The sequence below is a fragment of the Allobosea sp. TAF32 genome, assembly GCF_052113585.1.
Taxonomy (GTDB): Bacteria; Pseudomonadota; Alphaproteobacteria; order Rhizobiales; family Beijerinckiaceae; genus Allobosea.
Window position 1 is genome coordinate 109412 of record NZ_JBFRDM010000002.1, and the last position, 19241, is coordinate 128652.

Annotated in this window: 25 protein-coding genes; 1 reads left to right on the forward strand and 24 read right to left on the reverse strand. The window is 63.3% G+C overall.

Translation table 11 applies throughout. From position 1 onward, the window contains the following. Position 1: 1 nt before the first annotated feature. From AB4Z16_RS04985 to AB4Z16_RS05030, 10 genes are all read right to left on the reverse strand, one after another. Positions 2-496 (reverse strand): DUF4376 domain-containing protein, encoded by a 495-nt coding sequence (locus AB4Z16_RS04985; protein ID WP_441510238.1) that lies wholly within the window; start codon positions 494-496, stop codon positions 2-4. Positions 497-498: 2 nt separating this feature from the next. After that, a complete protein-coding gene (locus AB4Z16_RS04990; RefSeq protein ID WP_441510239.1) occupies positions 499-1491 on the reverse strand; it encodes a hypothetical protein in 993 nt (330 codons plus the stop codon). 15 nt (positions 1492-1506) lie between these two features. Next, on the reverse strand, positions 1507-2286 hold the full coding sequence (locus AB4Z16_RS04995; RefSeq protein WP_441510240.1) for a DUF2612 domain-containing protein: 780 nt from the start codon (positions 2284-2286) through the stop codon (positions 1507-1509). 3 nt (positions 2287-2289) lie between these two features. Further along, entirely contained in the window at positions 2290-3687 is a 1398-nt protein-coding gene (locus AB4Z16_RS05000) for a tail fiber domain-containing protein (RefSeq protein WP_441510241.1), read from the reverse strand. Further along, positions 3687-4799 (reverse strand): baseplate J/gp47 family protein, encoded by a 1113-nt coding sequence (locus AB4Z16_RS05005; RefSeq protein WP_441510242.1) that lies wholly within the window; start codon positions 4797-4799, stop codon positions 3687-3689. The genes AB4Z16_RS05000 and AB4Z16_RS05005 overlap by 1 nt, the downstream gene beginning before the upstream one ends. A 71-nt stretch (positions 4800-4870) precedes the next feature. After that, positions 4871-5227 carry a contractile injection system sheath initiator gene (locus tag AB4Z16_RS05010; protein ID WP_441510243.1) on the reverse strand — a complete coding sequence of 119 codons (357 nt, stop codon included), beginning with the start codon at positions 5225-5227 and terminating at the stop codon, positions 4871-4873. Positions 5228-5230: 3 nt separating this feature from the next. Then, positions 5231-5926: a Gp138 family membrane-puncturing spike protein gene (locus AB4Z16_RS05015; protein ID WP_441510244.1), complete on the reverse strand. Its 696-nt coding sequence runs from the start codon at positions 5924-5926 to the stop codon at positions 5231-5233. Beyond that, complete coding sequence (locus tag AB4Z16_RS05020) at positions 5926-6873, reverse strand: phage protein (RefSeq protein ID WP_441510245.1); 948 nt, start codon at positions 6871-6873, stop codon at positions 5926-5928. The genes AB4Z16_RS05015 and AB4Z16_RS05020 overlap by 1 nt, the downstream gene beginning before the upstream one ends. After that, on the reverse strand, positions 6870-7184 hold the full coding sequence (locus AB4Z16_RS05025; RefSeq protein ID WP_441510246.1) for a phage baseplate plug family protein: 315 nt from the start codon (positions 7182-7184) through the stop codon (positions 6870-6872). The genes AB4Z16_RS05020 and AB4Z16_RS05025 overlap by 4 nt, the downstream gene beginning before the upstream one ends. Beyond that, positions 7184-7720: a phage baseplate protein gene (locus AB4Z16_RS05030; RefSeq protein WP_441510247.1), complete on the reverse strand. Its 537-nt coding sequence runs from the start codon at positions 7718-7720 to the stop codon at positions 7184-7186. The genes AB4Z16_RS05025 and AB4Z16_RS05030 overlap by 1 nt, the downstream gene beginning before the upstream one ends. 80 nt (positions 7721-7800) lie before the next feature. Here AB4Z16_RS05030 and AB4Z16_RS05035 point away from each other — a divergent pair, with 80 nt between their 5' ends. Beyond that, a complete protein-coding gene (locus AB4Z16_RS05035; protein WP_441510248.1) occupies positions 7801-8016 on the forward strand; it encodes a hypothetical protein in 216 nt (71 codons plus the stop codon). Between the two features lie 301 nt (positions 8017-8317). Here AB4Z16_RS05035 and AB4Z16_RS05040 read toward each other — a convergent pair whose 3' ends face one another. From AB4Z16_RS05040 to AB4Z16_RS05105, 14 genes are read right to left on the reverse strand one after another with little or no spacing between them, the layout of a single operon-like run. Further along, positions 8318-10282, reverse strand: a complete 1965-nt coding sequence (locus tag AB4Z16_RS05040) for a phage tail tip lysozyme (RefSeq protein WP_441510249.1) — start codon at positions 10280-10282, stop codon at positions 8318-8320. Beyond that, positions 10275-10442 (reverse strand): DUF6889 family protein, encoded by a 168-nt coding sequence (locus tag AB4Z16_RS05045; protein WP_441510250.1) that lies wholly within the window; start codon positions 10440-10442, stop codon positions 10275-10277. Before AB4Z16_RS05045 ends, AB4Z16_RS05040 begins: the two co-directional genes overlap by 8 nt. Before the next feature lie 17 nt (positions 10443-10459). Continuing rightward, positions 10460-10873, reverse strand: coding sequence for a phage tail assembly chaperone (locus tag AB4Z16_RS05050; protein WP_441510251.1), 414 nt, complete (start codon positions 10871-10873; stop codon positions 10460-10462). After that, a complete protein-coding gene (locus AB4Z16_RS05055; RefSeq protein WP_441510252.1) occupies positions 10873-11337 on the reverse strand; it encodes a phage structural protein in 465 nt (154 codons plus the stop codon). The genes AB4Z16_RS05050 and AB4Z16_RS05055 overlap by 1 nt, the downstream gene beginning before the upstream one ends. A 10-nt stretch (positions 11338-11347) precedes the next feature. Beyond that, positions 11348-13165, reverse strand: coding sequence for a DUF3383 domain-containing protein (locus AB4Z16_RS05060; RefSeq protein ID WP_441510253.1), 1818 nt, complete (start codon positions 13163-13165; stop codon positions 11348-11350). A 3-nt stretch (positions 13166-13168) separates the two neighbouring features. After that, complete coding sequence (locus AB4Z16_RS05065; RefSeq protein ID WP_441510254.1) at positions 13169-13756, reverse strand: phage neck terminator protein; 588 nt, start codon at positions 13754-13756, stop codon at positions 13169-13171. Positions 13757-13762: 6 nt separating this feature from the next. Next, positions 13763-14131, reverse strand: coding sequence for a hypothetical protein (locus AB4Z16_RS05070; RefSeq protein ID WP_441510255.1), 369 nt, complete (start codon positions 14129-14131; stop codon positions 13763-13765). Continuing rightward, positions 14131-14616, reverse strand: a complete 486-nt coding sequence (locus tag AB4Z16_RS05075; protein ID WP_441510256.1) for a hypothetical protein — start codon at positions 14614-14616, stop codon at positions 14131-14133. The genes AB4Z16_RS05070 and AB4Z16_RS05075 overlap by 1 nt, the downstream gene beginning before the upstream one ends. Next, on the reverse strand, positions 14613-15029 hold the full coding sequence (locus AB4Z16_RS05080; protein ID WP_441510257.1) for a DUF4054 domain-containing protein: 417 nt from the start codon (positions 15027-15029) through the stop codon (positions 14613-14615). Before AB4Z16_RS05080 ends, AB4Z16_RS05075 begins: the two co-directional genes overlap by 4 nt. 10 nt (positions 15030-15039) lie before the next feature. Then, complete coding sequence (locus tag AB4Z16_RS05085; protein WP_441510258.1) at positions 15040-15390, reverse strand: hypothetical protein; 351 nt, start codon at positions 15388-15390, stop codon at positions 15040-15042. Position 15391: 1 nt separating this feature from the next. Continuing rightward, a complete protein-coding gene (locus AB4Z16_RS05090; RefSeq protein WP_441510259.1) occupies positions 15392-15820 on the reverse strand; it encodes a hypothetical protein in 429 nt (142 codons plus the stop codon). Positions 15821-15822: 2 nt separating this feature from the next. Continuing rightward, the gene (locus AB4Z16_RS05095; RefSeq protein WP_441510260.1) at positions 15823-16869 is read right to left on the reverse strand and encodes a hypothetical protein; all 1047 of its coding nucleotides are present in this window, start codon (positions 16867-16869) and stop codon (positions 15823-15825) included. A gap of 13 nt (positions 16870-16882) precedes the next feature. Further along, a complete protein-coding gene (locus tag AB4Z16_RS05100; RefSeq protein WP_441510261.1) occupies positions 16883-17383 on the reverse strand; it encodes a structural cement protein Gp24 in 501 nt (166 codons plus the stop codon). Positions 17384-17399: 16 nt separating this feature from the next. Further along, positions 17400-19241: a DUF2213 domain-containing protein gene (locus tag AB4Z16_RS05105; protein WP_441510262.1), complete on the reverse strand. Its 1842-nt coding sequence runs from the start codon at positions 19239-19241 to the stop codon at positions 17400-17402.

Consider the following 19241-nt stretch of genomic DNA (forward strand, 5'->3'; position numbering starts at 1 on the left):
ATCAGGCAGAGAACGCCGCGTCGACCTCGGCTGTTGACGTGATCGTACCGACCTCGATGGCCGCATAGACTTCGGCCCGCTTGAGGAAGGACCGGTTGATATGCGCCTGAACGGCATCGCCAAGCTCAATCATCGTCGCGGCGTCGATGGGATGCACGCTCTCCCATAGCGTCGACCAGGCAGGATCGCGAGAGGCGGCAACATAGGCGCCGAGAATCTTCGTCTGGCTGTTGAGATCCGTGGCTATCGGGACGTCCCGGAAGATCAAGCCGCCGACCTCGATCCGCCGGCGCCGGTCAGCAGCATAGGCGATCAGCTCGGCTTTGGACGGCAGGATCGGACCTGCGGCCAGCGCGGCTGCTTCGGCCGCAAGCCCGTCGGGCACGTCGAGAAACCACGCGCCCTCTTCATCCTGGTGAGCCACCACGTCGGGGTTGCCCAGCTTCCGCGAGACTGCGGCGAGCTGGTCGAGGCTGGCGAATGGGATGCTGTGCATGGTCAGGCCCCGATCCGGACGGCGGAGAAGGAGTAGAGATCGTTGAAGGTGAAGTCGGCTCCGGTCGTTTGAATGAGCCGCATGTCCACTGTGTCACCCGCCGCGAGCGAAACCACGCGGGCCGCGTTCGAATGGACCTTGCTGGCGGCGCCGCCGGCTGCCGGGCCGCCATCCGAAGCCAGCACGATGCTGTTGTTCCGATAAAGATAAACGGCCTGGCCGGAGGCCGTAGAAAACTCTTGCCTGCAATACCCGGACAAGAACCATAGACCGCCATCGGCGGGCCCGATGGTCAGGACGCCTGCGGCGAAGCTGCTCCCACCTTGGAATGCAGGCGTTATGGCCCCGTAGTTGGTGACACGCGTAATGATGTTGTCACCAGTCAACTGGCTCGAGGAGCCCCGTTCGGCGGTAATCTGCGAACGTTTCGTGTTGAGACTTGCTGAACGCGAGAAACTGACGATCTGAACTACGTCCGCCGTCGGATTATAGGCCGCCTCCACAATTCCGATGAGATCGCCTGGTTGTGGGAGTGAGCCGTCATTGTATGCCACGGCCTTTGCTGCAAGACCGTTTGGGGAAAATGTAACCGCGGTCGAAGTATTGGTGGTCGTGATGCGCAGGCGAAGAGGCGCGCCTGCAAGATCAGACCAAGCTGCGGGCGCCGGATCGAGGGTCACCGTTAGCGCGTTTGCGGTGCCACCAACGGTCGCGACGTAGTTGGTCGCCTGCTTGCGGTAGGCGGCTTCAAAGGCAGCAAGCAAGTTTGTCACGCTGCCGTCGTCAAGAGCGTCGAGCCCCGCGCGGTTTACGATGAACTGCCCCAGCATGGCAGCAGCCACCGAGCCCTGCCTCAAGCCCTTATTGACCTGGGCAGAACTGGCAACGCCAGCCGTATAGCCAGAAAGGCGCGCAGCAAGAGCGTTCCATTCGGACTGAGGAAGCACGTTTGCTCCGCCCGCCGTAGCGAACGGCAGAAAGTCATTGGTGGCCATCAATGTCTCCGAAGATCAGGCGGTGAAGTACGAAGGCGGCGCGCCCCACGCACCGGTATCGAAGCCCGCGATCAGGCTGTTCTGGACGTCAAAGCCGAAGAGCGGGCCGTCGACGGTTGTAATCAGGTAATCGGCGCGAACGCCTTCGGGCTTAAGCGGAAGGTAGCCCTGAGACAGCAGCGCAATGAACAACGCTGAAGGGATCACCCCGGCGACGCCGAATGTGATCGTCATGTCCTGATTGTCGATGACGAGGATGGTGGTCTCGCCATCGGGAAACAGTATCTCCAGCGCCGCTTTTGCGCTTGGGAGCGTGCCGTCCCAATTGTTGGCGGCGATCTTCGCCCGCAGCAGCGTGCGATAGGTGTTATCGTCGAGCCGCGTGATGCCGGCGGGCGTGTCGTATTGTGGCTGATACCAGACGCCGCGATCGAAACCACGCAGCGCATTATCGAACGAGAACCAGGCGCCCGCGATGGGCACATTCACAAAGCGCGTCCGCCCTACCCATTCGCCGACCTTGTCGAGCTGCACGCCGATGGCCTGATCGAGATCGAAGTCGAGCGGCAGATGCTCCATGAACGCCTGCTGAGCCACGATCGGCTCAACCAGAGCCTTGATCATCGCGGCGAACTTCGGCTTCCCGCGGTGATAGCTCGTGATCAGGTCGAGGTAGGTGCCGGACGTTGGCGGCTCTGGCGCCGGGGGCGACGGGGGGACCGGCCCGACGTAGTCTGCGGTGACCCAGGTAACGTCGGCGGTGGGGTCTAGGCTGTCTGCGCGCGGCCAAGTCATGATTTACTCCGTCGGCACCAACCCCGCCATCATGAACAGCGCAAGCTGGTCGTAGCGGAAGCCGAGGCGTTCGCCGGCCGGCTCCTCGATTTCGACCTCGCGCGTGACTTCGATCATGACCGGGACGGGATGCAGGAGCGGCTCCTGGCGTTCGACGGGGAAGCCGCTCGCGCCCTCGACGATGACCGTCTGCATGACGACCTCGCCACCCCGGCCGATGACCGGCTTCATCTCGAAGACCGGCTGCGGCTCTCGCTCGCGGAGAACCTGCGTCGGGATGCCGTCGATGATCTCGATGACAAGCTCAGGCTCGACAGGCTCGGTCTTCTGCTCGGAGACGGTCTGCGGCCGCATCACCTTGCGGGTAATCTCGTCCCGGCAGAAGATGCCGATGGACCACGGATCGACACCTTCCTCATCGCAGACCTGAAGCGCGAACTGCACCGTCAGGCCGAAGTGACGCCGCGCCTTGTCGAGCCCCTTCGTGGCTACCGCATCCTTGAATTTGTAGAAGCCGGTTGCGGCCAAGAGCCGGCGCGCGACACGCAGCTCGGCCTCAGTCGGCGGCGTGACGCTCCAACCGGTCGCCTCGGTGATGTCCTCACCGTCGACGGTGACCTTCTCGCGAGCGTCGGAGGTGTTGATCGTGCCAGTGCCCGCGTAGACGACCGACCAACGTAAAGATGCTGTTCCGGATGCGAAAGTGTTATCGGCAGTCGGCGAAAGGTTGTTGCCAATATAGACACCGGAACCACTCAACGTAAGCGGTTGAAATGAACCGACACCGGTGCTGTCGACGCCCTCAATTTTTGAACCGCCGGTATCGAACCCGAACCTGATACCCTTCGTAGCGCCCACAAACATGAGAGCAGTGGGAGTGTCAGAGGCGACAACATGAAGCCGCATGCCTGGCGAACTCGTCCCGATGCCGACGTTGCCGCTGTTGAAAAAACTGACACCAGCGGAGCGAATGCGGACCGTTTCGAGGCCGTCACCGCCCCGCCGCAGGGACGCGAACCCGTTGTAGCCCTCGGTACCGGCTGCAACCAACCGATAGCCGAAGCCACTGACCGACAGCGAAACCTTGTCGGAAGCCTCGTTGGACAAGGCAACTTCGCCCGTCGCCTTGTCGACGCTCGCAACCTTGACTTGCGCTCCGTCAGCCGCGCCAGCCGCCCCGACATACCAGCCGAGGTTGCCGGAACCGTCGTCGCGGAAGGAGGCGGAGAAGGCGGCGGCGGCCAAGTCGAGGCGCGTCTGGATCTTAGGCGAATCCACCGGCGCCTTGTTGGCATCCAGCCAGTCGTCGCGCTTGTTCAGCTTGTCGAAGGAGGTGCGGTTCGGATCGCCATTACCGCTGTTCGGAGCTGTGCCGATGTTTACTGCCGGGGGGAGAGCCATCAGGGAGCCACCGTGATCGCGATGTCGGAGAGAGAAGCCGACGGGGCTTCATTGAAGGCGATAGCGAGATCGGACGTGCCGAATGGCCCCGCGTTCTTCGCGATCGTGAGAGCCGTGATCTTGTAAGTCTTGGCGCCATCACCCAGCGCGAGATTTGCCGGGACGAACACCTCCGCCCATTCCACCGCACCGCTGGTGCCCCCGATATCGAGGCCGTTGATGAAGTCGACCACGGCCTGCTTGATGCTGGCTTCGATCGCCGTGGTGTAGCCCGCGAGCGCCTTTAGGGAGATGGCGACTTTGATGGTCGCGGCGGTCGGTCGGTAGAAATTGATCGAGCGCGCTACGCCATACTCATCCGTGATCGTGACGCTCGTCGTGCCGTAGGTGCCGGTTCCGGGTGTCTTCTTCGCCGCAATGGCTTGAGCGATCGCAGTAGCATCACCACCCTGCACTACCAGCGAGATTGAATGAGCCGGAATGCCGTTGGCATCCGTCGTCTCGGTGTCGTTTTCGTAGCCCTTCAGGCGGTCGACGCCGGTGATGGATGCCACGGCGCCGATAGTGCCTTCGAAGACGGTGAGCGAGGGCAGCGCCGTCGACACGGTCTGCCGCTTGCGAAGCTGGGCGTCGAGTTCGACGGGCTGGCCTGCCACCGCCGCGTTCGGGTTGGTGACGCTCTGCCAACCTCGCGTCGGCGTCCCGATACCCGTCACCGTGCCAGGCAGCGCGGCGATCGCGCCTGCGTCCTTCGCGATGGCCGTCACGGTGATGTCTCCGTCGAACGGGATCACCACAGGCGAAGGCAGCAGCCACTGATTGCCGGCATCGTCTGTCGCAATGCCGCCCGTGATCGTCGTGCCGGCCTGTCCTGTAATCAAGAGATCGACGGTCGAATTCGACGCAACAAGCCGCTTGATGCCGTTGATCTTGACGACGGAGGACAGGCCGACGCCGCGCGCCGAAGATGGTGAGAAAGCGTTGTAGACTTGCACCGCCATGGCGTTGGCAGCGTCGACCGCTGCAGCAAAGATGGCGAGAAGCTGACCGTCCTGGCTGTCGGGATCGATGTAGATATCTTGCCCGAAAATGCCGCGGACCTCGCCCTGCAAGTAGGCAAGCACAGCCGCATAGTCCGGCTTGAATATGCCGTTCTCGTCGATGGTGCAGACTGGCAAGGCCATCAAAAATTCACCCCGGTCACTGTGGCGGCGCCGTAGATCGTGTCGATGGTCAGGTTCACGCTGAAGGCGCGCGTGTCGCGGTTCAGCGAGCTCGAATAGGCAGTGATCGACTTGCAGCCCTGGGTGCCGAGCACCCGGCGGCGGATGGCTGGATCGCGGGTGTTGGCGGTGCGGACGCCAAGCACCTCGGTTTTCCAGGTCATGCCCTCGGTCGTGTCGAGGAACCATTCGCCCCGGAACAAGAATAGGCGCGTCTGGACAGCCTGCGCGACGCCTTCCGGCTGATCCTTCCAGAAGTCAGCACTGCCGTTCCCGAAGGAGTAATCCCCCGAGGCATCGAGCTTGCGATATTTCATGGCTCAGTTCGTCGGGCCCGCAGATGTGCCGCCGCCAGGCTGGACGCCCGTGTGCTTCTGCGTCGAGAACACGATGTCGTTCACGATGAGCTCGCCGGTGATGCGCACGGTGCCGGTGATCGCGGTCTCACCTGCGCCCCCGCCAATGGAAACGCCGTTTGCCGCGCTGATCCCAACCTGCTTGTCCGTCGATATGCCGACGCCACCGGCGCCGGACAGGCTGATCTTGGTTTTCCCGTCGTCCGACCGGACTTCCGTCGCATCGTTCGAAACGTCTTTCAATGCGCGCGGGTTCGACCGGAAGCCTAGCATCGCGAAGGCGTTGGACAGGTTGTTCATGCCAGTATCCATCGGCGCTTGAACACCGCCGGACTGCTGCCATGAATCCTGCGACCGGGAGCAGAAGTTCAACAGGCATTCGTCGCCGGCCTTCACCGGAAAGGTCATGGTCTGGCCGCCAGAGCCCGGAAACTGCACCGGAATATCGGGAATGACCGGATATTCGGTGGCCTTCGACGTGCCGTCCTTTTGCAGGACATAGGCCTTGATCGTCGGCTGAGCCGAGATCGTCTGCTTCTGCGCGTCATAGCTGACGACACGAGCCGGCATCGAAGTGAATTGACCTGACCTGAAGTCGTCGAACATCGCGCGCAGCGTCTCTTCGAAACTGTCGCTACGGTCTCTGAGATCGATCGTCATCACACGTCCGTGGGGATGCCCTGGTTGACGAAGTTCTTCAGAACAAGACCCTGCTCGCTCGTCGCGACGCATGCGCAGTCCGTGTACCAAGGCACGCCATGCGTATCGCCGGAGTGCTCGACGTAGAGCACCTTGTAGAAGCCGTCCGAAGCGATGCTCGGCAGTTGTGACTGCTGTGTTTCGATCGGATTGAAGAAGTCCTGGTTCAGCGTCGCCTGCTGGATCGACTTCTGGTCGATCTGCAATCTGGTGCCCGGCCGGACACGGGGATTGAGCAGCATGCGCACCTGAATGCCACCGGTCGTCTGCACGGGCATCCCGATCATGCCGGTCTGCGAGTTCAGGACGAAGGCCTGGCCGTCCATCGCCTTGTCGTTCTTGACGATCTCGAGCTTCTGATCGCGGATCGTCCAAGAGGTATTCGTCGACTGCGCGATTGTCCGAAGCAGGTCCCGCGTCATGCCGAAAAGCGCCCTCCCCCTCGGCATGGTCTGCTTGCCGAGGTCGGCGATGAAGCCGGCCGTCACGCCATAGGGTTTGAGCGCTTCGAGAGCGACGTCGACCTGATCGCGGAAGGTATGGCCGGCCGCGAGCGTCTTGTTCACCGTCGAGAACGAATAGGCCGTGTCGCCCGACTTGCTGTTCAGCGTCAGATATTTGTCGACTGGCGTTTCCCGAGCCGGGCCGCGCTTCTGGTAGATCTCGCCCTTGTGGATCAGGCCGAAGCCTTCCTCGTACCCCGCTTCGAGGGAGATGACCTTTCCCTCTTTGTTGATCGCGTTCGCGGTCTGGTCAGAGAGGTTCGAGATCGTGATCTGCGCGACCGCCGGCCGTTGCCGCTGCAGTTCCTGCTGCACAACGAACCGAACCCGCATCTGGGACAGGTCGATCGTCTTGCCACCGCCTTCGACGGAAAGCTGGATCTTGCGGAGCCACTGGCGCGTCATGGCGTGATGAAGAAGACTTTGCCGTTGGAGCCGAGGTTGGCATAGGTCGGTTCGACGAGGTCGTTGCCGTCCGTCTCGACGCGGATTTCGCCGCCGATGCCGAGATATTCGAACTGCTGAAGGATGTTCTCGCCGGCAGTGAGGGGCAGGCCCTGGATGAGTGGGGCGCCTTCATAGGTGCTCAGGTCCAGGAACCACCCGCCGTCAGGCGTGTCGCACCAGCCGAAGCGCACCGTATAGAGGACCGAAGCGAGCTCGATCGTCATCTGCTGGGCTTCGGGCCGCAGAGGGAATTCCTGGACCGTTGCCATCACGCCCTCGCGGCCGGCGATGCAAAGCCGCTCGTTCCGGCGCTCTTCAGCGATTGCTGGCCAACATCGACGGTCGAACCTGTCTTCGCTGGATTCGCTTGTGCTGACTTCGGCGCCGATGTCGTTTGGGTATTCGCGATGAGGATTTGTCGCAGCCGCAGCGCGCACATCAGAACGTTGGCCGTCGTCTCGTCGCGGGTCTGCTGGATGCCGACCGGCAGCATGTTCTCGTAATTGCGCCGGCCGGTTGAAACCGAGATGAGCTCGCGCTTCGCCTGGATCGCCAGGATCATCTCATAGGCTTCGTCACTGTAGCCGACATAGCCCCCGGTCGAATCCGACCAGCCCAAAATCATTTCGATCTCGGCCGGCAGCTTGAAGGCGTGATCCGTGATCGCCGCTCCGGTCTCCACGGGGTGGTCGGTCGTGATCAGCGTGTCGCGTCCGACTTCGCGAATGAGCACATCAGGGATCAGCGAGCCGATCTCGACGCCAGGGCGGCGGATCAGCGCGAATGCGTCGTCGAGAAGGGACATGCGGGCTATCCTGCTGAACCTCACCGCGTTGACGCGCGACCTATCACTGATAGGTTGTGCCGAGGACGCTGGAGCGGGCGATGGGCAAGGTTCTGAATTTTTTTGGCGCGGCGATGATGATCGCCGGCATCATCATTCTTCTGAATGCGCAGAGCGCGATTCACGAGATTGAAGCTGGCCTCTGCATCGGCCTCGGGGCGGTCGTGCTATCTCTCGGCATTGTCGCCGGGCTTCTTCAGAAAATTCTCGACCATCTGCGCTCCTCGCAAGCATCGGTTTCAACGACTGCGTCATGAGCATCGAAGTGTATCGATTATCCCTCATCGCCCTGGCTTTGGTCGCGAGCGGGACGGCTTGGGCGGCGGAGCCATGGGATGCCGCCGTTCGCCGCCTATGCTCATCGCTCTCGCAAGAGGACTGCTGGATCAAATCCGGGGCCGCTGTCTGTGACCGCGATCAGCTCAGCTGCAGAAACCTTCCTGACCATGCTTCCGCGATCGTGCTCGGCAAGTCGGGAACGCGCTGGCATGTCAGGACGGCGGATGGCGAAGGTTGGGTCAATGAGCGCTGGATGATGCTCGACGGGTCGAAGATGCGCTAGCGGACAGCCCCCTTAACGTCGCGAAGCAGCACCTGACCAAGCCCGCGCTGAGCATCGCCGACTTGGTTCGCCGTAAGAGACGGGTCGCCGCTGCCAACTACTTCGACGCGGTTATTCTGGTTGATCGTGACCGTCGTGTCGCCGCGCCCTGCGATCGATGGGGTAAGCGTAGCGCCAGATGCCGCGCCAGTTCCACTCCCAACCTTTGCTGCATTGTCAGCCGCGGTTCCGAGTGCCGTAGGGTTGATGCGAGCCAATGGCGGCAGATCAAGCCCCCCCTGCGCCTGCTTAATGCGCAGTGCGTTCGCCAAACCGTTTGCCATTGCGGCGCGCTTCTGAGCCTCACCATCGCGGTCCAGCGGTCGCTCATAAAGCTTGCTGACGATTGCAGCAGCCTCCCCTGCCGTTTCGGCTTGCTTCAATGCCGCCCAAGCCTTCCGCTCGGCTCCCTTCGTCATTTCCCAATATGCGCCTTCGCGTTGTTGGGCGGCGGTCGCGGTCGACATGTCGATACCAGAACCGGCTAGGATTGCCGCGCGGCGATCTGGATGGTGCTGATACAGCCCGTGCGCTCGGCCGCCATCTCCTCGCGCGCTGGGATTGTGTCGGCTTTCGGCGCGCTCGTTTGCGACCATGCCGACTGCCTGCTCATGTGATAGGCCCTTGCCTCGCCAGAACTCATAGCTCTCCTGCGCCGCCGCTTGCTGGGCTGCGCCCCCGGTCGGGGCAGAGGTCGCGCCGCCAGACGGGTCACCGCCGCCGCGCCACCATCTCTTCGCCCTACCCCATAGGCTGTTGTCCTGCCCCTGCGGCTTTACGCCAGCATTGAGTTCGTCAGCGGTACCCGGTCCCCATGAGCCGTTCGCGCGACGGCGAGCGATTTCAGCATCCTCTCCGCCATTCGCCGCGCTCGGGGTCATGCCGAGAGCGAAAGCGGCGGGACCGGCCGCGAGGCCCAGCAAGCCGAAGAACCGGCCGAGAGCGCCGCTGATTAGCGCTCCGCTCGCTGCCGTTCCTACCGATGTGATCGCCGATGCTACCCCTAACAACCACCCCGCGAGCTTCAGCCCGATCAGAACCTCGATCGCGGTAGTGAGGCCATTCTGGCCAGTCAGCTTCTTCGAAAACTCGTCGAAGCCTTCCCAGACGGGCTTAAGCGCCGTGGCGACCTTTTCCACGACGGTGGCCAACTGGCCTAGCGTCTCGCCGATCTTCTCGATGACCTGGACGAAAGTCTTCCCGTTATCGTTCGTCCATTTGTCGAAGGCATCGACGAAGCGCTGGAGCGGGCCGGCGAACTCGCTCATCAGCTTCTGGCCGACGATTTCAAGCGAAGCGCCAAGCGATTTCATCGCCTGCGTGAACTCGGCGCCGCGCTTCGCGGCCTCCTCCGAATTCAGCCCCTGGGCTTTGACCTTCGCATTGTACTCATCGAGCCGCTTCTGGAACGTGCCGGACTGGATCGCTTCCAGCGTCGCCAGATCGATGCCCGCGACCTCCGCCAAGCCAAGCTGCTCAGCCTTCGGTCGGCTCCTGATCTTGTTGGCGAAGTCGACCAGGATATCGGTCGACGCGCGCAGCCCCTTGCTGTCGCGGGTCGCGACGCCGAGCTGCTTCAGGAACCCTTCGAAGCCGGGGTTCCATTTGAGTTGCCGCCCGAAATTCTCGATTGATGCGCCGGCACTCTCAGTCGACGACCCGAGTTGCGACGCGGCGTAGCCGATCGCGCGAATGCCCTGAACCGTCGACTGCGTCCGCTGAGCCTGCCAATAGACCTGCTCGAAGGACTTTGAGATTTGCTGGACGCCCTCGAAGACCTTCTCTGCAGACTTGGCGATGGCGCGGCCGAGGAGATCGGCCTGCAGGGTCGCGGAGCGGACCGAAGCCTCGAAACGCTTCTCCGAGTTCGGATCGACTTTGTAGCCGAGCGAAACCAGAAACTCGCGCAGAACATCAGCCATTGGCGGCTTCTCTTGCCCTGTGGGCGTTTTCGTCGCGGATATCGAGCGCGTCGTTGAGGCGGCCGATGTCCGCCAGGCTCAACGTGCCGTCGATCACGGACTCATACCGGCAGAGCCCTTCCATGACGGGGCGCAGGACGTAGTCCTCGCCATCCGGCATGTGGACCGGCTCGAACTTCAGGCCCGGCTGACGGCGCTCAAACTGGACGCCAGCCCTGCCCAGAAAGGGCCGACTTCTGCCATCACCACGTTGGCGGTGATCGAGATCACCTCGAAGCCGCTGAGGTCGTCAAAGATTGGGCGCCGAACCGAAGGCTGCCAGACTTTCGCCCAGCCGGTATCCCCGGGCTTCTGGCGCGTGACACCGCCCATGCAGGCGTTGATGACGTAGTCCACGGCCTCGTCCGGCATTGAGCCGAGGGCTTCGACCGCCGGCCCGATCATGGCGAGCGCATCGCCGCTCTGGGCGGCTTTCCGAAGCGCAGTCAGGATCGGCGCCAGGCGGCGAACGAGATGGACCTGATCCATCGCGGAGAGAGGGGCAGACCGATACCGGTAGGCTCCGACCTCGAATTCAGCAGGCTCGCGCATCAGAACACCACGGCCGGGGTTCCGGTCCCGAGGATGTAATCAATCGACACGGAGTTGAACGACCACTCCACGGTGTTCCCGACCTTCGCATAGGAGAGATCAGGAACGCGGCGGAACGCACAGAAGGAACAGGCGACTGTATCCCCGCGCTGAACATCGCGGATCAGGATGGTGTTCTGTCCGTGGTCAGCCGGCGAAGCGAAGTCCGCATTGGCAATCGCCATCAGGATTGCATTCGTCGGCGAGGTCTTAAGAAGCCGAACGGTCACCTGCCCGGACTTGCCGGCGTGGAGGCTGTGCATGCCACTGCCATCCGCGCCGATCGTCATGGTGTCGCGATCTTCGGTCTGGTTGATCGTGATGCCTTCCTCGGCAGCGCCGGCACCATTGCCGAGCGAGACGCGACCATTCGGCCCGACGAGCTCAGCCTGCGTGCTGAGGAACGAGTAAGTTGCGGATGACATCGGCCGGTCCTCAGCGGTTCACGTTGATCATGACGTCGGCGAAGTGCACGGCGCCGGCGAGCTTGACTGCAATCTGAACCGGCACGGACTTGCGGGCTTCGCGATCAGCCTGCGACTGAGAGGCGATCGGCGGCGCATAGACGTAATAGCCCTTCGACAGCATATCGCCCTGCTTGAGCTGTCCGAACCCGCCAGCATTCCATTTGCCCGGGGCGACGAGACCGTTCGCGACGGCCTGAACCAACACGTCTTCGATGACGGCGCAGATAGTATGCATGCCCTCATCGGTCTGCGGAACCTTCGTTGCCGAGGTGTAGAGCAGGTTCCAGACGGCGGTTTGAACGGCGTTTTCCAGCCAATCGAGCCCGTGACGTTCGTCGAAGAACGTTCCGTTCGACATCACGCCTTCCTGGATGATGGCGGTGCCGTTGTCGTAATTGACGAAGACGTTGACGTTCTTGCCCTTGAGGGCCGCGGCCTGGGTTTCCGTGATCGTCTCGGCGCGGACACCGGGCTCCTGCTTGAACTTCATCGTGATCGTCGTGCGCGATCCGTTGAAGTTGACCGTTGAGGCCCGACCGAAGAACGAGGCCACGGCCTGAGGCTCGTACTGGCTGTACTGCGCATAGGTGCGGCCGAGGTTGTTGGCCTTTAGCAAATAACCGAGGTCGCTGGTGCTGGTCGGATCAATCACCGTGGTATCCGTGATGGTGACGCCGAAGACGCGCTTTTTCTGCTGCGCTTCGATCAGTCCGGCGGCGGCGATGATCGAGGCGGTATCGACGCCGGCTTCCACCAGCTCGCCGGAGTACCAATCGCCCGATGCGTTGATGAGCGCGGCAACCGCCTGCTGCAGCGTCTCGGCGGCGATGCCGTTGGCGGGCAGGCTGGCCTGCGTCGACTTGCCCTTGAGGAGGCCGGCGATCGACGAGCCAGAACCACCGGAGAGCGTGGCGCCGGACAGGGTGATGTTGGCGCCGCCCGTCTTCGCGAGGGTGAAGGCGTTCCCGGCCGTTCCCGGCACGTCGTAGACGACGTAGACGGTGCCGTTCAGCGCGAAATAGCTCGCGGCGGCGATACCGGCGTCGGTCGAGCCGTTCAGGAAGGTCGCGAGCGCCGCAGCCGAGGCGATGTTGTCGGCGCCGATGTTGACCTGGTTGCCGGCCGCGCCGCTCGTCTTGAAGGTCACGCCGGTACCGTTGACGGTCACGACGTCGTTGTTCGCGGCGTTGCCGGCAGCAATGGCGATGGAGCCGAAGGCGGTCGGATCAGAGAGGAACGTGATCGACGAGGTAGCCCCGGTCGTTCCCGACTTGATCACGAAGCGGCCGTTGGCGCCGTCCCAGACGACCGTCGAAGTGGCCACCAGCGCGGCCACGGCGGTTTGAAGGACCGAGGCGACGCCGTTGAGGTTGGTCTGGGCCGAGAAGTTCAGGCCCGAGACCGTTCGCGGGATACCGTCGAGCACAAAATAGAAGGCGCCGGCCGTGACCGCAGTGAAGTTGGCCAGGGCCTGTTCAGCCGTGGTCAGCACCCCGCCGCGCAGCGTCGCACGCGTCGCCGTGCGCGCCCAGCGGCCGATATAGAGAATCGACGGCTGCGGCACCTGCGAGAAGTGCTTCACCGCGCCGCGATATTCAGGATCCGTGGTCTGGAAGTCCTGCGCGACGCCGGTCAGGTTCGAATACTGGCGGATGCGCTCGCCGACATCGATCACGTCGGTTGCGCCGATAAGCAGGCCCGCTCCGAAGTTCCGGGTCGGCGCCGCAACCGGCGACAGGTTCACGGTGACGTTGACGACGTCACTGACAGCTAGTCCCTGAGCCATCGGCTAGGTCTCCGTTACGATGAAGGGCTGCACGTGGCCGGCGTCCGTGGTGAACGAACCCTGAGCCGAGAGGAGGTTGAGGATCGGGTAGATGCGGGTGGTCACGCGGCGGAACCGCATCTCGAGGTCCACCTTGCGGATGAAGCGCTCGTTGAGGATGTCCGTGGCGGTGCGGGCCCGGCTGCATTCCAGCAGCGCGACGCCGACGCCGTTCAGGGCTTCCCAGTTCTGAGGCAGCCAGAGGCCGTCGCGAAGCTGGGACGCCTTGGAGTAACCGTTGGGGCCGTAGAAGCTGGCCAGCAGGGTGAGCGTCTCGTGCCTTGTCTGCTCGGTGTGGCCATCGCCGTCCGGAACATGGCGATTGTGAGCGGACCAATCGCCGTCGAGCTCCATGATGCCGAAGGCGCACCAGGAGGCGTCGTCCTTCGGCATCGGCGGCGGCTTCGGCTGCCAACGCGGCCGGACCAAGTTGCGGCTGATCGCGGTGAGGCCCGAGATGGTGTTGCCGATCAGATCCTCGAAGGCGTCATCTTCGACAGGCGCCGTCGATGACGGAACCAGAGGTCCGCCCGTGGCAGAAGTGTTGGCCATGAAGGATCACCGCAGATCGAGCAGGCGGCACATCGCGCAGGTGAAGCCGGCGCCGTAGCGGGAGTAGTCATCGACCGTCACGACGGTCCATTTCCGGCCGTTCCAGTCGATGATGTCGGCGTCCACGCCATTGCCGCCTTCGGTCAGTGTGAAGGTCGTGTGGACGATGATCGAGCCTTCCGACAGCGCCGCCTCGGGGTTGCGCTGAAGGTTGCGGCCCTTATCAGATGTGACGACGACAGAGATTGGCGTGGTGGTCGGCGTCTCGATGGTGCGCCCGGTTTCGGGGTCGACCGTCACGACCGTCCGCGTGATCGTGGCGCCGTCCGCGAAATCTGGATCCGACAGCACGTCCGACACGTCAAGGAGTGGCATCAGTCACCCTTCTTGCGAACTACGTGCGTGATTGCCCGGCGATACTGGCCAGTGTCGATGAGCGGCTTTTCGCCGGTCCGCCCCTTCGCCTTACGCTTGGCCAGCGTCTTCGGCGACAGCGGTGCAAAGGGCCCGTCCGAGATCCTCGCCTTCACGGCGTTTTCAGCGGTGATCCCCACTGCCGTTAGTATGGCATCGACGTCCGACTTCTTGCCAGCGAGGGCTGCTTCTGCCCCTGCCCTCATCCGCTTCTCGATCTTCTGGCTGGCGGCCTCCACGCCCGGCACCAGGTGCGGGCGTGGCGGGATGTTCTGAACAGGAGAGCCGGTCTCCATCAGGTAGCCGATCTCGGCGTTACTGATTGGGTCCTTATCGTCGCGGCCCGCATCCGTGTCAGGGATGCCGACGAGAACCTCTTTCGAGGTCAGCTCGCGGATCGCCTTCACCAGCTCGGGAACGCGATCCTTCGTGATCTTGACGGTCACGGGATCGCAACGCGCTTGTTGGGGATGTAGAGCAGGCCGGCGCCGAAGGCTCGCATCATGGCGTACAGGCGCTGGCCGTAGACCGTGGCGTTCCAGAGCCCTGCCCCGGCAATCGTTGTGGTCGTTGTGTCGTAGCTGACACTGACCTTGTCGACGGCCTTGGACGCAACCAGGCTTGAGGACGTTGATACCACCCCCCCGCCGCTCGCTGCCGACTTCTTGGCCTGAGCCGAAAGGACGAGGTTGTGCGCGACGAACAGCATGACTGCGAGATCGAGCGAAGCGCCAAACCGGCCGGCATTGAGCTGCATGTAGGCTTGGGTCGCCCAGAAATCGAATTGCGGCTGAGGATAGACAGCCGCATCCGAGAACTCGGGGAACGCCGCGACGAAATCGCTATAGGTGACCGCCACGGCGACGCCCTCAGCTCTGCTTTTCCTTGGCGGCGAGGGCCTCAGCCGGGACAACGTCCGGCGCCGGGAGCGCCGTTTCGAAGCCGTAGACGATCCCCTCCGGCTCTTCGTCGGCCCCGACCTTGCGCAGCAGCCCATTCACGACCGCCGCGTGGTTCGGATTGGCCTTCACCCAAGCGTCGAAGAGAGCTTCATCCACATCCCGCGTGAGACCCTCGACAGTCCCGAGCTCGTTGCCCGCGCCCTGGATGACGATCGACCGGCGTTCCTTCGAGAGGCCCGGTTTGTCGGGATTGCGCTCCGCTTCCTCCATGCGAATTGCCATCGGGATACGGCTGGCAATGGTGACGGTCTTCGCCATGTCAGCCCCCCACGCTCGCGGTCTCGATCTTGCGGAACTCCGCGGGCAGGTTCTGCGGGTCCGCCGGCTCGAGGCCGGTGAGCCTGTCAGAGTAGCGGTCGACATATTTGTCGATGGCCGCCGTCTGTTCGGACGCGAAGATGAAGCCACCTTCGACGGCCGAATGCTCCTTGTTCTGCTCCAGCCATTTGGAGAAGAATTCGGCATCGACATCGCGCGTCAGGGCATAGCCGCCCCGAAGCTCCTTGGACGACGGCCGATCCATCGGGATCGCGCAGCCGTTGATGCGAACAACCTTGCCGAAGCGCTCGTACCGGGTGACCTTCCGCTCGGGGTTGCTCTGGGTCGGTTCGGCGACCTCAACGGGCTTCTGAAGCTGCAAGAGGAGCCCATGCGGGAGCTTGCAGGCGACGGTGACGGTTGCGGCCATGTTCAAACTCCAAGCATCTGCGAAATGGCCAGCGGGTAGCGGATGATCGCGCCCCAGGTGCCGCTGGTCTTCTTCTGCTGCCAGGACGAGAGCTGGCGGACGATCGCGTGATCGCGGAGCTTCTCGTTGAAGCCGCAGTAGCCCGTGTCATGGCCGTCGAAGCTGCCGGCGATGAGTTGCACGACGTTGCCCGCCGCCGTGCCGTACCGATAGGAGGTCTTCACCGTCAGGTTCGGGAAGTTCTTCTGCAGCAGGTCGGAGACGCTGATGCCGAAGGTGTTGGTCGCGGTCAGCGCGACTTCCGAGCCGGGCGACATGGCCAGGGTGAGCTTGTCGCTCTTCTTCACGCGGCCAGCGGTCTGCGCCACGAGCTGCGAGAACATCGCCTGAACGTCGGCGAAGACCTCGTTGGCGGTCGCGACGATGGCGTTGTTGTTGATCCACTTCACTCCGCCGGCTGCCTTGGTGGCAGGGGTCAGCGCCGCCGACAGCGATGGGTCGTTGAGCATGCCGTAGTTCTGCAAGCCCGAGACGCCGAAGTGGTAGGTGAAGTCGGTGAACTTATCGAGCGTCGCCGCGGCGGAGGTCTGGAGCTCGCCCACCCAATTCAGCTTGGCGGCGCCGGCCCGGTCGATCTGGAGATCGCCGTACTCGACCACCGTCTGAAAGAGATAGGACTGACGCTGCGGCCAGACGACGTTCGCATCGGAGCGGCCGTTGGTGTTGAAATCCCCATAGCTGGAGACCTCTCCGGTATTCTCGACGACGGGGAAGACGGCCGTCTGGGTGGTCCAGTCGCCGGTCTTCTTCTCGCCGAGGATATCGGCGCCTTCGTTCGGCGATTGCAGAATGCGAACCACCTCGGGATCGACATACTGCGTCAGCCAGGCGGGGATGCCGCCGCTGGCGGTCGTGGCGAGCGTCGGCTGCGCGTCGAGCGCCAGCTGATAGTCGCCGCGAAATTCGCGGGGCATCCAGTCCATCGCGAACGGCAGATGGATGCCCCACTCGCGCTCAAGGCGAGCGAAGTCGGAATGACGGGTGGTCATGTGATTGCTCTCCTCAGCCCAGCGCGACATTGGACATTTTCAGGAGTTCCCCAGCCGCGCCTGCGGTCATGGCGAACCATTTGGTTTCGGTGCTGCCGGCAACGGTGGCGCCCGCAGCCGCGAAGCTGATCGTGCCGTTGGTGTTGTTGGCGAAGGCCTTCATGCCGACGGTCGCAGCGCCGGCTCCGGCGTTCTTCACCCAGAAGTCGCCGCCGTTGAACAGCTCGCCAATACCGAAGCCGGCCGGGATCACCATGCCCGCTTCCGCGAGGTAGGTGATGATGAGGCCCTGCAGATCGCGATGCAGGAAGCCAGTCGGGGCGCCGGTGCCGGTGTTGGCGAGGATCCGGTTCGTCGAGGCATCGGCCCAGCAGAAGCGGCCGATCGTGAGGCCGCTCGGGCCTGCGACGAAGCCGCCTTCAACAGATAGCACCGAGTTCCGCGGATTGGCGCTGGCGAAGTCGCCTTCGACGGCAGGCGCCTGAGTGAGATTGACCTGGGTCTGGAAAGGCATGTGCGTATCTCCTTCCTCAAACCTTGAGGCGGTTGGCGTGCGGGAAGCGGGTCTCGAATTCCTTCGAGGCAGCGGCGTCCTGCGCGATCGGCTTGCGCGCCGACGGGGTATCGCCAGGCTTGGGCTGCAGCTTGAGGATCGCGGGGAAGGCCGAGGGATGGACGCCCTCGATTTCGACGCCGAGCGAAGTCAGGGCCGTGCGATAGACGGCATCGGCGCTGTCATGCGCCATGGCGAGGTCACCTACATAGGGACGAACGGCGCGTTCCGCGTCGCGGATGTCCTGCTGCGTCTTGATCGCGGCGGCAGTCGCGGACTTGGTCGCGGACTTCACCGCTGCCGCGATGGCGGCATCCATGGCTGTCTTGGTCACCTTGTCCTTATCGTCGTCTGCGTCGCCATCCATCGCGGCAGCGTTGCCGGCGCAGATGCGGGCGATCTCATCGTCGCTGAGGCCCTTGGCCTTCAGGAGCGCGCGAAGGTCGGCGTCATCATCGTCCGAGGCCGGACCGTCGTCGGCATCGTCGCCATCTTCGATGACCTCGGCGGCCTCCTCCGGAAGGATCTGGGCAAGCGCCTCCACGACCTCTCCGATATCGTCCAGCGAGGCATCCTGGGCCAGCTTGCCCTCCGCCTGTTTCTTGACGCCCGCGATGATCGCGGGCTTCCGCCCCGCAAAATTGGACGAGGTGACCTTCGCTAGGACGGACGAGAGATCAACCTTCGCGTCCTGCGCCAGCTTGGGCTTGAGATAGAGGGAGAGAGCGGTCAGCGCAGCCGCGCCACCACGGGTGATCGATGGCTTCTTGGCCATGCTGATGAACTCCTTGATTTTGGGGATAGGCATTTCATCGCCGACAACGACATCGGGCCCGGCGCGGCCTTCTTTGACGAGGGCGACGTGGTTCGCGGAGAGGTCCCGCATCACGCCGTCGTACCGGACGCCCTCGTAGGTGCCGGGCGTCATGTCGGCGCGATAGCGATATGCGCTCGACAATTCCTTCTGCGTCTCGGCCTCGATGGCCTTGATCGCCGGGCCGTCCCAGATCGAGAGATCGGCCTTGAGGTAAGGGGCTTCCCACACGGGGTTGCTGATCGAGCCGGCGACGGCCTCATGCTCATGGTCATCGGCCGTGACAGGCCGATGGACGTTCAGCAGAGGCTTGCCGGCGAACGTTGCAGCCGCCTTCTCCAGTTCCTCGGGATCGCGGAGGAGTTGGTAGAGACGTTCAGGATTGAGCCCCAGCCCTTCCCAATCCGGGATCTCCCGCCCGTAATAGGGACAGACATTCGCCTTGCTGATCGGGGTCCGAGCCACATGGAGATGGCCATCCTGATCGTAGGTGCGCGTCGAGGCGCGGTCGAAAGCGAGCGCATCCCCAGCCATCTTTGGCTTCCAGTCCTGGTCGATCTCTGAGAATTCTTCCGGGCCCAGTTCGATGGGGCCGGTGTATGGCTCGATCGTCGCGATATCGACGTCGCCGGGGCCGTAGGTGATGGTGACATGCGGCCGGTATGCTTTGTGGTCCCAAGATGCCCCAGCATCTCGGAATTGCTGCCAGCGCCTGGCTAGATCCGCCGCCTCGAACCGGAGGACGATTGCGCCCTTGTCACCGAACTCTTCGACCGAGCGCTGCGCCTCGTGATCAGCGAGCGACGGTATGCGGATGCGGTCGACATCGTCCGGCGCTGCGAACCAGTCGAACTTGTCCTTGCTGTATGCAATCGTGACGTGAAGGTCAGAGGACGCCAGCGGCTTCGAGAGCCCCTGCCCCTTTGCCCACTCGATCAAGGCATCAGCGTTCAGAACCGGGCGCCGGGCGAACAACGTCCGCATCTCGGGCTGTTCCCTCGCCAT